At 38.0% G+C, this 12,574-nt stretch carries 11 protein-coding genes and 1 tRNA gene; 6 read left to right on the forward strand and 6 right to left on the reverse strand.

The features are described from left to right. Position 1: 1 nt before the first annotated feature. Positions 2-1,315 (reverse strand): NFACT family protein, encoded by a 1,314-nt coding sequence (locus CMCT_RS01125; protein ID WP_034969023.1) that lies wholly within the window; start codon positions 1,313-1,315, stop codon positions 2-4. A gap of 114 nt (positions 1,316-1,429) precedes the next feature. Here CMCT_RS01125 and CMCT_RS01130 point away from each other — a divergent pair, with 114 nt between their 5' ends. From CMCT_RS01130 to CMCT_RS01150, 5 genes are all read left to right on the forward strand, one after another. Further along, entirely contained in the window at positions 1,430-3,556 is a 2,127-nt protein-coding gene (locus CMCT_RS01130) for a TonB-dependent siderophore receptor (RefSeq protein WP_034969025.1), read from the forward strand. A 74-nt stretch (positions 3,557-3,630) separates the two neighbouring features. Further along, positions 3,631-4,896 (forward strand): 3-isopropylmalate dehydratase large subunit, encoded by a 1,266-nt coding sequence (leuC, locus tag CMCT_RS01135; protein WP_034969028.1) that lies wholly within the window; start codon positions 3,631-3,633, stop codon positions 4,894-4,896. A gap of 1 nt (position 4,897) precedes the next feature. Beyond that, positions 4,898-5,455: an NTP transferase domain-containing protein gene (locus tag CMCT_RS01140; protein ID WP_034969030.1), complete on the forward strand. Its 558-nt coding sequence runs from the start codon at positions 4,898-4,900 to the stop codon at positions 5,453-5,455. Next, positions 5,442-6,320 (forward strand): phospholipase A, encoded by an 879-nt coding sequence (locus CMCT_RS01145; protein WP_051654883.1) that lies wholly within the window; start codon positions 5,442-5,444, stop codon positions 6,318-6,320. Before CMCT_RS01140 ends, CMCT_RS01145 begins: the two co-directional genes overlap by 14 nt. Before the next feature lie 30 nt (positions 6,321-6,350). Next, on the forward strand, positions 6,351-6,896 hold the full coding sequence (locus CMCT_RS01150; RefSeq protein WP_034969033.1) for a YceI family protein: 546 nt from the start codon (positions 6,351-6,353) through the stop codon (positions 6,894-6,896). Between the two features lie 21 nt (positions 6,897-6,917). On the opposite strand, the gene CMCT_RS01155 is transcribed toward CMCT_RS01150, so the two are convergent. From CMCT_RS01155 to CMCT_RS01170, 4 genes are all read right to left on the reverse strand, one after another. After that, positions 6,918-8,249: an acetyl-CoA carboxylase biotin carboxylase subunit gene (locus CMCT_RS01155; protein WP_034969035.1), complete on the reverse strand. Its 1,332-nt coding sequence runs from the start codon at positions 8,247-8,249 to the stop codon at positions 6,918-6,920. Next, on the reverse strand, positions 8,249-8,698 hold the full coding sequence (gene accB, locus CMCT_RS01160; protein WP_034969038.1) for an acetyl-CoA carboxylase biotin carboxyl carrier protein: 450 nt from the start codon (positions 8,696-8,698) through the stop codon (positions 8,249-8,251). Before accB ends, CMCT_RS01155 begins: the two co-directional genes overlap by 1 nt. Before the next feature lie 110 nt (positions 8,699-8,808). Continuing rightward, positions 8,809-9,333 carry a c-type cytochrome gene (locus CMCT_RS01165; protein ID WP_034969040.1) on the reverse strand — a complete coding sequence of 175 codons (525 nt, stop codon included), beginning with the start codon at positions 9,331-9,333 and terminating at the stop codon, positions 8,809-8,811. Next, positions 9,334-11,715: a molybdopterin-dependent oxidoreductase gene (locus CMCT_RS01170; RefSeq protein ID WP_034969042.1), complete on the reverse strand. Its 2,382-nt coding sequence runs from the start codon at positions 11,713-11,715 to the stop codon at positions 9,334-9,336. 103 nt (positions 11,716-11,818) lie between these two features. Between CMCT_RS01170 and dcd the strand changes: the two genes are divergently transcribed. Then, positions 11,819-12,379, forward strand: a complete 561-nt coding sequence (gene dcd, locus CMCT_RS01175; RefSeq protein WP_034969045.1) for a dCTP deaminase — start codon at positions 11,819-11,821, stop codon at positions 12,377-12,379. 3 nt (positions 12,380-12,382) lie between these two features. Here dcd and CMCT_RS01180 read toward each other — a convergent pair. After that, a tRNA-Sec gene (locus CMCT_RS01180) sits at positions 12,383-12,480 on the reverse strand. Positions 12,481-12,574 lie beyond the last annotated feature (94 nt).

The following is a 12,574-nucleotide window of genomic DNA, read 5'->3' on the forward strand; positions in this document are numbered from 1 at the left end:
TTTACTCCTTTGTGAGTATTATCGTCTTAAAATCTACATAGTTTACATTTGCACCGTTTTGAACTTTGATATTTTTGCGTTTTGTGTAATCTATCTCGTATTTTCCTGCTTTTACGTTGCTAAAATTTAGGCATAATTTTGCACCAAAGTTTAAAATTTCATCATCTATTTTTAGCTTGTTTGATTTTATTATCACGTGAGGACTTGGCAGATCTTTTAGATGAAGCCAAATATCGTCTTTTTTGGCATTTTTAAGCAACTCTATGTTGCCATTTTCATTGCGTCCGATTGAAATTTTAAACTCTTTTATATAGAAATTTTTGATATTTTCGCTCTCACTTTTATCAAATTTTTGATTTTTTACCTTTGGATATAAAATTTGTAGTTCGCTTATGCTGAGTGCTTTTTTAAGCATCGTTTGTAAATTTGAGTAAAATTTGATCTTTTCGTTTAAATTCTCTCGCTCTAAATTTACACCAAGTGCCTTTTGCGTGAGCTTTTTTGCCTTAAGAAAAAAGCTATTTGCACTATTTTTTGGGCTATCTTCAAGAGTAAATCTAATATCTTGTCCATTAAAGTCAAGCAGTCTAAAATCACGCTCAAATTCTTTAAGATTGCTCAAATTTGCAAGTAAAACACTAGCTTTTTGCCTTAAAATTTCACTTTGCTGGTTTAGCTCAGATTCATTTTCAAGGGCATTAAGGTTTGCATTTAGGGCGTCTAATTTTTTTTGTATTTGCGTGATTTTAATCTCTTTTAGGTTTGCTAAATTTTGGCTATTTATACGATTAAACTCATCTTTTAAAAACTCGTTTATATCGGCTATCGGCTCGGTTTTTTTCTCTTTTATCTCTATGCTTTCTAGCTCTTTTAGTTTATGGTTTGGTTTTATTGTTCTTAGATTATTATCTATGTGACGCAAAGCTTCTAGTATCAAGCCGTTTTCATCGGTTATTATAGCGTTTGTAAAGCGTCCTGTAAATTCAAGATAGAGGTTTGAAGTAAGGCTTTTGTATGATCCGTCAAATTTGGTAGTGATTTTTAAAATTCTGTTATTTTCAAGGCATTTTATGTCTAGAATTTTAGAGCTTTTAAATCTTTTGGCTAGTATGTTATCAAATGGTGCGTTATAAATTTTAATCTCTTTAAAGTCGTCATTTTTATATATTGCTGAGCCTGATTTTGCAAGGTCAAAAAAGATATTTTGTGAGTCAAAGCTTATGCATAAAAGCATATCGCCAACTCGCTTTATATCGTTTATCTTTTTGAAATTTGATAAAAAACTGGCTATTTGGATAAGATGTGCGTATTTCATAGCCTAATTATATAAAAAATTATAATTTTTGTATAGATAAAAATTTTTAACTCGCTATAAGTAATTCCTATTTATAATAATCATTATTATTTTATAATAGGAGAGATTAAAATTATGGTTCTTAAGAGAGTGTCGCTTGCACTATGTTTGGCGTTGCCACATTTTGCTTTTTCAAGTGATGTGGTATTAGATAGTGTAGAGGTTGTAGAGAGTGTTGATGATGGATATAGAGCCAGAACTAGCCAGATAGGAAAGAGCAATTCTCCTATTTTAGAAATTCCACAAACCCTAAATGTCGTAACAAATCAGCAACTAAAGGATAAAAAGCCAGAAAGCCTGGCTGAAGCGTTGCAAAATGTAAGCGGTATAAGCTATGCAAATTCCACAGGCGGTATCTTTGACGCTGTGTTAAAGCGTGGTTTTGGTAAAAATCGTGACGGCTCGATTATGAGAAACGGCACTCCTGCTGGAGTAAGGCACAGCTTTAATGCAACCGTTGGGAGTGTGGAGGTGCTAAAGGGTCCAGCCAGTCTTTTATATGGTATGCAAGATCCTGGTGGGATTATAAATCTAGTAACCAAAAAGCCACTTTATGAATTTCAAAATGAAATTTCAGCTGGTATCGGAAATCATCACTACTGGAACGTAGGCTTTGACACGACAGGGCCTATCGGCGATAGCGGGTTTGCTTATAGGTTGATTTTTGATCGGAGCACAAAGGATTATTGGCGTGAATATGGCGAGTATAAGTCCTTTATCATCGCTCCTAGTCTTAGCTATAAAGGCGATGACTACCGAGTAGATCTAGCCTACACGCACGGCAGATACACCGATCCGCTTGATAGAGGTCAGTATATGGTTGTTAATAAAACTGCGGCTTATAAGGATTGGGACGGGAAATTTTTACTATCTGATCCTAAAAAAAGACTTGATGAGAAATTTAACGAGATCACTGGGAAAATCGATACTTTTGATATAAATTTTGAAAAAAATATAGCTCAAAACTGGCTACTAAAAGCAAACTACGCCTTTACTCGCTCTATGCACGAATACGGACAAATGCGTGTTAGAGATTTTACTCCACCAAAAGGCGACATAACAAGAGAGAATTCATCATACACTAACTTTGAACATCGCACACACGCAGGTGGCGTAAATTTAAATGGTTTTATTGAAACTGGCACTTTAACGCATAATGTTTTGCTTGGCGTTGATTTAAAAGAGGAGCTTAGACGAAGACCTGGCTCAGCAGTGCAGGATAAAAATAGTGCAAATAACATAAACATCAACAATCCAAAATTTGGTGTGCCTATGGCTACAAGCCCTTTGAAAAACGATAGCCAGTATCAAAGGATAAGAAGCGTTGGCGGATATTTGCAAGATAATATAAATATCACTGAAAATTTTATTTTTGTACTTGGTGCTAGATATGAGTATTACGATCAATTAGGTGGCAAAGGCGACGCTAATGGTGGAAATTTTAAGGCACAAACTGATAATCACGACGGCAAATTTATATACCAAACAGGGCTTGTGTATCTGCTAAATCCTGAGCTATCAATCTATGCAAACTACGCACAAAGCTTTAAACCGCAACTTTCGATGAATGAAGATATGAGTTCGCTTGATCCTGAAGAGGGCGTATCTAGCGAAGTTGGCACGAAATTTCAAAATGATGACATCACAGCCACTCTTGCATTATTTAATATAGATAAAAAGAACGTTGCTTATACCATAAATAAAGTAAGCTACGCAAGTGGCAAGGTAAATTCAAAAGGTGTTGAGATAGACTTTAACGGACGTGTAAGCAAGGGCTTGACGATTGGCGCAAGTTACGCATACACAAAGACAAAGACGCTTGAGGATAAACAAAACACTTGGAAGATCGGTAAACCGTTTGACGCAACGCCAAAAAATCAGGCAAGTTTGTTTGCAAACTATGACTTTAGCCATCTTGGATTAAGCGGTTTTAGAGTAGGTGGCGGAGCTCGTTACTTTGGATCTTGGCTTGCATACTCAAAAGTGGGTAATGGGTATAAAATGCCACACGCTATTACTTATGATGCGTTTGCTAGTTATACAACTAAAATTTCAGGTTACGAGACAAACTTTCAGCTAAATGTCAAAAATTTGACAAACAAACTCTACTACACATCATATAACAGCGAAGGTGCAAACATCTTAGCCATAGTGCCAGGATATGCAAGGCAAATAATGCTAAGTGCTTCTGTGAAATTTTAACCATTTAACCCGCTAAGGCGGGTTGAAATTTATAAAACTTTTGATAAAATCTGCAAAATTTTCAAAGGAATTTTATGAAACAGACGATTACTGAAAAAATTTTCTCAGAGCACGTTAAAGAGGCGGTTTATGCCGGGCAAATCGTGCAAAGTCCCATTGATATGGTTATCGGTAACGACATCACTACGCCAATCTCAATCAAGCAGTTTGAGCGAAGTGGTGCTACAAAATTAGCAAATCCTGACGGCTTTTCTATCGTAATGGACCACTACATACCAGCAAAAGATATCCTAAGTGCAAATCAGGCTAAAATTTCACGTGATTTTGCCTATAAACACGACCTAAAAAACTATTTTGATGAAAAAGATATGGGGATAGAGCACGCACTTTTGCCTGAAAAAGGACTTGTAGTGCCGGGCGATGTGATAATTGGTGCTGATAGCCATACCTGTACACACGGCGCACTTGGGGCGTTTGCGACTGGTATGGGCTCAACTGACCTAGCTTACGCTATGATAACTGGCAAAAACTGGTTTAAGGTCCCACAAACTATAAAGGTCGTATTTAAAGGCAAGCTTGGCGAGCACGTTTATGGCAAGGATTTAATCCTTGAAATAATCCGCCAAATCGGCGTTGATGGTGCTTTATACAAAGCCCTAGAATTTACTGGCGAAACGATAGCCCTGCTTGATATGGATAGCAGATTTTCTATGTGTAATATGGCGATTGAAGCTGGTGGTAAAAGCGGTATAATCGCTTATGATGAGATTACAAAAGAATTTTTAAAAGATAAAAATTTAAGCCGTGAGCCAAAAATTTACCACTCAGATGATGACGCAAAATATGAGCAAATTTTAGAAATAGACGTAAGCAAACTTGATCCAGTTGTCGCCTATCCATTTTTGCCAAGCAACGGCAAAAGTGTGCGTGAAGCGGTTAAAGATGATTTAGCGATTGATCAGGCATTTATCGGTTCTTGCACAAACGGCAGATTAAGTGATTTACGCATTGCAGCACAAATTCTAAAGGGACGCAAGGTTGCTAAAAAAACACGCCTTATCATCACCCCAGCCACGCAAAAAATCGCCCTACAAGCACAAAAAGAGGGATTAATGGATATATTTGTTGAAGCTGGTGCGGTCGTAAGCAATCCAACCTGTGGTGCGTGTCTTGGCGGATATATGGGAATTTTAGGTGTTGGCGAGAGATGTGTTGCTACGACAAATAGAAATTTCGTAGGCAGAATGGGCGATAGAACAAGTGAAGTTTATCTAGCAAACTCAGCAGTCGCCGCCGCTAGTGCGATAATGGGTAAAATCGCCGACCCAAGAGATTTATAATTTGACTAACTGCGTGATTTTAGCCGGTGGCAAAAGCTCTCGTATGGGGCGAGATAAGACACTTTTGCCATTTGGCAGTTTTGCTACTCTTACGCATTTTCAGGCTAACAGGCTATCAAAAATTTTTAAAAACGTCTATGTTAGCTCAAAATTTGATAAATTTAATCCCCCACTAAATCTCATAAAAGATGAAAATTTAGAGATTTTCTCGCCAATGTTAGCACTTAGCTCAATCCTTAAAAATTTTAACACAAGCGTTTTTATCATACCTGCTGATATGCCTTTTGTAAAGCTTAGCACGATAGATGAGCTTGGTAAATATTCTTTGGATTTTGACGCCGTAATCCCCAAAGATAGTTCTCATCGCCACAGCCTTTGTGGATTTTTCTCGCCAAAACTGGCGTTAAAGGCGGACTTGCTTTATAAAAAAAATGAGCATAAAATAGGACTTTTATTAAATGACGCAAACGTCAAAGAGCTGTTTTTTGACGATGAAAGCGAGTTTTTTAATATAAATAATCCAAGCGATTACAAAAGAGCATTAAGTGAAAATTTTTAAAATTTTAATGCTTTTTGCAACCCTTTTAATCTCATCTGATGAGCTTTATAATAAAGCTTTGGAGTTTGAAAAGCGTGGCGACATACAAAATGCGATGAAATTTTACAAACTCGCGTATGAAAACAAAACCGCCAAAACAGCGCAAGTTAGCCCACAAAAGCCACAAATAACGGATACTTTTTGGGATATAAAGACCTATGACTTAAACTACCTAATGCCAGTTACATACACAAAAAACATCGCAGATGACGGGCGAAAAAAGGTTGAAACGAAATTTCAATTTAGTGTGCAAAAGCCGATTCTTTACGATATTTTGGGGCTAAAAGAGGTAGTAAGTGTAGCCTACTCACAAACTTCTTGGTGGCAGACCGCAAAAAGCTCGACACCGTTTCGTGAGAGTAACTATCGCCCAGAAATTTTTGTACAAATTCCAACTAAAGATGACACGTTTAAATGGGTAAAATTTGGCTTTTTGCACGAGTCAAACGGCAAGGGTGGCGAGGAGTCAAGGAGTTGGAATAGAGTGTATCTTAGCTCATTTTTAGAGCTTAATAGATTTACTTTGGAGCCTAGAATTTGGACGAGTGTCGGCGATTTAGATGATAATAAAGACATTAAAAAATACATCGGAAATGCAGATCTTAAAGTGGGCTACAAGCTAGGGCTTCATACGCTAAGTGCTAAATTTAGCTCAAATTTGCACCTTGATAATACAAATCGCACATCAGCCCAGCTTGAGTGGATCTTTCCACTATTTTCTGATATGTATGGATATGTTAGCTATTTTAACGGCTACGGCGATAGTCTTATTGACTACAACCGGCACACAAACAGGATTGGCATCGGTTTTGCCATATTAAACTAAATATTGTATAATCTCAAAAAAGGATCTGTTTTGAGAAAATTTTTACTACTTCTGCTTTTTATCGGTTTTGCGCACGCAGACTGGATGCAACTTGATAAGGATCACACAAATGTCGGCTTTGTTGCAAAGCATTTAGGTATCGCAAATGTCGCTGGTCGTTTTGAGGATTATGACGCGGCAATAGATTTTAACAAAACCACAAATACGATAAAATCTCTAGAAGCCGTGATAAAGGTAAGTTCGATAAATACGCAAAACAGAGCAAGGGATAATAACCTAACTAAAGAGATATTTTTTGACACTAAAAAGGTAAAAAGTATCGTTTTTAAGATGACTGGTGATGATCGAGGTGTGATTTATGGCGATTTAAGGATAAAAAACATCACAAAACCAGTCAAGCTAAACTACATCTACAACGGCGTAGCGCAAGATGATACAGGCGTCACAAAGTATAGCTTTTCATTTGTGGGTGACATAAAACGCAAGGATTTTGATGTCGGCAAGGACTATCCAACCGCACTTATATCAGATGACATTCGTATAGTTATAGACGTTGAAGCTAGTTTAAGAAAATAAACAGGGGCAAAGCCCCTAAAATCAGTGTTTTGATAGATAGTTTGTATCGTAGTTGTTTGAGATGAAATCTTTGTTTTTCATCATCTGTATATGAAAATCACGCGTTGTTTTGATACCGCCGATTATTAGTTGTTCTAGTGCTACACGCATTTTGTGTATGGCTTTTTCGCGTGTTTCGTCCCAAACGATGAGTTTGCCTATCATGCTATCATAAAATGGCGGAACGCTATAACCTTGATAAACGTGGCTATCCATTCTCACGTTTCGCCCACCCGGACAGACATATTTTGTTATCTCGCCCGGATTTGGCACGAAGCTGTTTGGGTCCTCGGCTGTGATACGGCACTCTATGGCGTGTCCGTGAAGCTTTATACTATCTTGACTAGGTAGTTTTTCGCCCTGTGCTACACGTATCATTAGCTCAATCAAATCAAGTCCGCTTACCATTTCGCTAACACAATGCTCTACTTGAAGGCGTGTATTCATCTCAATAAAGTAAAAATTTAAGTGCTTATCCACTAAAAATTCAAATGTCCCAGCGCCCTCATAGCCTATCGCTTTTGCCGCTTTTACGGCTGTTTCGTGTAGGCGTTTTCTTGTGTTTTCATCAAGCAAAATCGCTGGGCTTTCTTCTATTAGTTTTTGATGACGGCGTTGCATTGAGCAGTCGCGCTCTCCTACGTGCAATACGTTGCCGTGGCTATCGCCAATTATTTGCACCTCAATGTGACGCGGATTTAAAATATACTTCTCCATATACATAGTCCCGTCGCCAAATGCCGTAACAGCCTCGCTCTCAGCCGACCAAAACGCTTTTTCTAAATCCTCTTCACGCTCAACCACACGCATACCACGACCACCGCCACCAGCGGCAGCTTTTAGGATGACTGGATAGCCTATCTGTTTTGCAAGCTCTTTTGCAAATTTTATATCTTTTATGGCGCCGTCAGAGCCAGGGATTACTGGCACACCAGCTCTTTGCATTACCTGCTTTGCCTTGCTTTTATCGCTCATTATAGCCATTGCTTGCACACTTGGGCCGATGAATTTTATCTTGTGATGTTCGCAAATTTCAACAAAATTTTGATTCTCGCTTAAAAAACCATATCCGGGAAAAATTGCGTCCGCTTCGCTAATTTCAGCCGCTGAGATGATAGCTGGTATGTTTAGGTAGCTATCGCTTGAGCGAGGACTTCCTATGCAAATGGCAGCGTCAGCGTATTTTACGTAAAGTGCGTCCCTGTCGGCTGTTGAATAGACAACTATCGCCTCTTTGCCCATCTCCTTTATCGTTCGCAAAGCACGAAGCGCGATTTCGCCTCTATTTGCGATTAATACTCTTTTAATCTCCATCAAATTTTCTCCACCGCAAATAGTGCCATACCAAACTCAACTGGCTGTCCGTCAGCTACTAAAATTTCGCTAATTTGGCAGTCAAACTCAGCTTCAATGTCGTTCATTATCTTCATAGCTTCAACGATACCGATAACCTCGCCTTTTCTAACCTTTTGACCAACCTTTACAAATGGGGCAGCGCCTGGACTCGGAGCTGAGTAAAATGTGCCAACCATTGGCGAGTTTAGTGTATTTTTAGCCGTTGTGGCTGGTTTTTCATTAACAACTTGAACATTTATAGCTTGTGGTGCAGGTGCTGGAGTGGCTACTGGCGCAGGCGCAGGGAGATCACAACAATCAGCATATTTCTCAAGCTCTAGCTCAAAATCGCCCTCTTTTATGCGAATTCTATTTATGTCTTTTGTTTCAAAAAGCTCTATTAACTGCTTTATATCCTCTTTTTTCATACAAACTCCTATGCGTGATTTAAACTAGTGATTTTAGCAAAAAATATCAAATATAAAGCTAAATTTACAAATTTAGCCCCAAATTTTGGGGCTAATGGTTAATTATAATTTTACTCTTTTACATATCCGTCTTTTGCAAATGCTTGCATAAAGCGTAAAATTCTATCCTTTTCATCATCGCTAATTTTTGCAAATGTCTGCATAGCTCCTATGTATGCCTCCCACTCACTCATTAAATGCTCTTTTGGCTTGTGAGCAGCGTGGCAAGATGAACAGGAGTCATAGTAAAACATCTCAACCTCCTCCCAAGCTTCTATCTCGTTTTCGCCAAGTTTTTTTGAAGATATTAAAAACTCTGCTTCATTTGTAGCAGTTTTGTTTAGCTTATAAAAAACCACGAGTGGGTCTTTTTTGTAAGCTACGATTTTATTATCAGTGTTTGCAACTTCGCCACTTATCTTAACCAGCGAAAACTCACAATCTTTTTTAATAAGCTTAACAGGTGAGCCTTCATAAATCTCGCCTACAACAGCCTTTGTTTTTGGATCAATTAGATCAGCCTTTATATCATTTACAAACAAATCTTGCGAAAAAAGAAGGCTAGATAAACTAGCCAATATTAGAAATTTTTTCAATTATGCTCCTTTTACTTTTGGTGCTTTTATGCCTTGATATGGTGCAACTTCAACCTTTTTTATTGTCGCTAAGCACGTATTTACAGATGTTGCTTGTGCCATTTTTGATGTTGGGCGTGAGCTTGTTAGGATGTTTATATGACCTGCATTACAACGTGGTTTTTCATCATCTATATTTTCAGGATCATACCAAGCACCCTCTTCAACACTAATAACACTCTTCATAATGTCTTTTGAAACGACAGCGCCGCATAAAATCGCACCTCTATCATTTGAAATTTCAACGACATCGCCATCTTTTATGCCGTAATTTTTTGCATCTTCATCATTTATAAGCACTGGCTCTCTGTTTGCTACCTTATAAGCCTTTCTTACAAAAGAGTTATCAAGCTGAGAGTGAATTCTTAGCTTTGGATGTGGACTTAATACATGAAGTGGATATTTTGCTGTCTCTTTTTCATTACCTAACCACTCAGCTGGTTCAAACCACATTGGATGACCTTTAAAATCATCAAGCCCAAATGACGCAAATTTATCTGAGAAAATTTGAATTTTGCCAGTTTCTGTGGCTAATTTATTTGCAACTGGATCGGCTCTAAATGCAGCGTGGCGGACAAATTTATAAGCCTGCGCTGGTGGTGCAAAGTGTATAAATCCTTTCTCCCAAAACTCATCAAAGCTCATAACATTTACGCAGTCGCTCTTTTCGTAAAATCCCTTGATGATATCCATCTTTTCTTTGCCTTGTGTGAAGCGTCTATACTCTTTTTCGCCACTCATCTTTGCCATATCAGCAAAAATATCATAGTCGTTTCTAGCTTCAAATAGTGGCTCAATAACCTTTTTCATCGCATAAACATAATCTTGTGAGTATGAGCCACCATAGCTTATATCATCACGTTCAAGTGGTGTGGTAGCTGGTAAAACTATATCAGCCATCTTTGCCATAGGAGTCCACCAAGGCTCGTGAACAACAATAGTTTCAAGAGTTCTTAATGCTTTTATTAGCTCGTTTGTGTTTGGATGATGTCCTAAAAGAGTGGCACCTGTCATATAAAGCACCTTAATCTCTGGATAGGTCATCTCTGCACCTTTAAATTTAATTGTTTTGCCAGGATTTAGTATCGCTTCGCTAATTCGTGATGCTGGAATATTTATATCAACACTATTTTTACCTTGTGCTAAGCCACCAGGAAGTGTTGCACCACTAAATGCCTGTGCTCCACCTGAATAGTGCATAGAAAAGCCAAAGCCACCACCAGGAAGTCCGATTTGACCTATCATAGCAGCTAAGACAATCAGCATCCAATCAGCTTGTTCGCCGTGTTGCGCTCTTTGCATTGCCCAGTTTCCAGCTAAAAATGTGCGATTTTTTACAAAGGTATCTGCAAGTGCTTTAATTACTGCTTCATCAACGCCTGAAATTTTAGAAGCCCAAGCAGGGGTTTTAGCCACTTTATCCTCTGTTTTGCCAAGTAAATAAGGCAAAAATTTATCAAAACCATATGTATATTTTTCTATAAAGCCTTTATCATATTGACCGCTAGTATAAAGATGGTGACACATTCCAAGCATCATTGCTACATCGGTATTTGGACGAATCTTTATCCAATCTGCCTTAAAACGCTTTGCAATAGGTGTGTATTGTGGATCTATTGTTATAAATTTAATGTTTGATTTTTCATATTTTTTGAAGTATTCATTATCGCCTCTGTTTGCGATTTTGTAATCAATTTGGTTGCATTTAAATAGATCAGCACCCCACATTACATAAACTTTTGTATTTTCAAGGATTACTTCGTGGCTAGTTTGAAGTGAGTAAACCTCTAAATCGCCCATAATCGTTGTATTTACCTTTCCAGCAGCACCATTGCTATACTCGCCGTCTGTACCAACTGCTCCACCGATGACATTATTAAAAAAGCGTCCAGCTACCGCACCACAGTTATGAAGCAAACCAGGATGTCCCCAACCACTATAACTTCCATTATAAATTTGCTCTGGTTTTACACTTTTTAGTTTGCTCAAAACCAGCTTTAATGCCTCATCCCAACTAACACGCACAAATTCCTCTTTGCCACGTAATTCTGGTGCATTTTTGCCCTCTAAAAAACTCTTTCTAACGCAAGGATATTTAATGCGAGTATCTGAATAAACCCTATCTATCCAAGCTTCATTGCCTGGAAATTTCGGATCTTTATCTGAAATTTGTGGTCTTATTTTTACGATTTTGCCATCTTTTACATCAGCATAAAATGCACCTAAATTTGAAGCGTGTGGTATGCTTTTTACGCTTTCATCTTTTGCAAAGAGTGGATTAGCCCCCAGTGCCAAACTTGCAACTGCTGATGATTTTAAAAAATCTCGCCTTGAAATTTTCATAGTCTCTCCCTTTTATGAAATTTGATTTCAAAAAGCTATTATATTTAAAATGAGCTTAAAACAAAAAATGTTAAAATGTTTTAAAAATTTTAAAAGGATAAAAATGGGACTAAAAAGTGATAAATGGATAAGAAAAATGAGCTTAGAAGCCGATATGATCGTGCCTTTTGCAGAAGAACAGGTTGGTCGTGGTGTAGTAAGTTATGGCGTGAGTAGTTATGGATATGATATTCGCGTGGGCGATGAGTTTAAAATTTTTACAAATATTGGTGGCACCGTGGTTGATCCAAAGAATTTTGATGAGAAAAATGTCGTGGATTTTAAGGGCGATGTCTGCATCGTGCCACCAAATTCGTTTGCACTAGCTAGAACGATTGAGTATTTTAATATGCCTGATGATGTTTTAGCGATCTGTCTTGGCAAAAGCACATATGCAAGGTGCGGTATAATCGTAAATGTAACGCCGTTTGAGCCGGGATTTAAGGGGCATATCACGATTGAGATTTCAAATACAACTCCACTACCTGCTAAAATTTATGCAAATGAGGGCATAGCACAGGTGTTGTTTTTACAAGGTGATGAGCCGTGTGAAGTAACTTATGCCGATAAAAAGGGCAAATATCAAGCACAAGAGGGTATAACGTTGCCTAGAATTTTAAAGTGATTTTGGCGAGAGGATGAGAGAATCGAACTCCCCGCAGAGCGGTCAACCGCCCCGCCATCGGATTTGAAGTCCGTGAGCACCACCAGATTACTTTATCCTCCAAATGCCTGATTTTACCACTTTTTATATAAATTTTAGTTCAAATTTTATAAACTTTTTAAAATTTCATAAAGGGTTGTGATATTTTTAGGCTTA

The sequence above is a fragment of the Campylobacter mucosalis genome, assembly GCF_013372205.1.
Lineage (GTDB): Bacteria > Campylobacterota > Campylobacteria > Campylobacterales > Campylobacteraceae > Campylobacter_A > Campylobacter_A mucosalis.

Bases quoted from the DNA above. Each gene is read 5' to 3' on its own strand.
- dcd (WP_034969045.1), top strand. From the start codon at position 11,819: ATGGGACTAAAAAGTGATAAATGGATAAGAAAAATGAGCTTAGAAGCC.
- CMCT_RS01170 (WP_034969042.1), bottom strand. From the start codon at position 11,715: ATGAAAATTTCAAGGCGAGATTTTTTAAAATCATCAGCAGTTGCAAGT.
- leuC (WP_034969028.1), top strand. From the start codon at position 3,631: ATGAAACAGACGATTACTGAAAAAATTTTCTCAGAGCACGTTAAAGAG.
- CMCT_RS01125 (WP_034969023.1), bottom strand. From the start codon at position 1,315: ATGAAATACGCACATCTTATCCAAATAGCCAGTTTTTTATCAAATTTC.
- CMCT_RS01130 (WP_034969025.1), top strand. From the start codon at position 1,430: ATGGTTCTTAAGAGAGTGTCGCTTGCACTATGTTTGGCGTTGCCACAT.
- accB (WP_034969038.1), bottom strand. From the start codon at position 8,698: ATGAAAAAAGAGGATATAAAGCAGTTAATAGAGCTTTTTGAAACAAAA.
- CMCT_RS01155 (WP_034969035.1), bottom strand. From the start codon at position 8,249: ATGGAGATTAAAAGAGTATTAATCGCAAATAGAGGCGAAATCGCGCTT.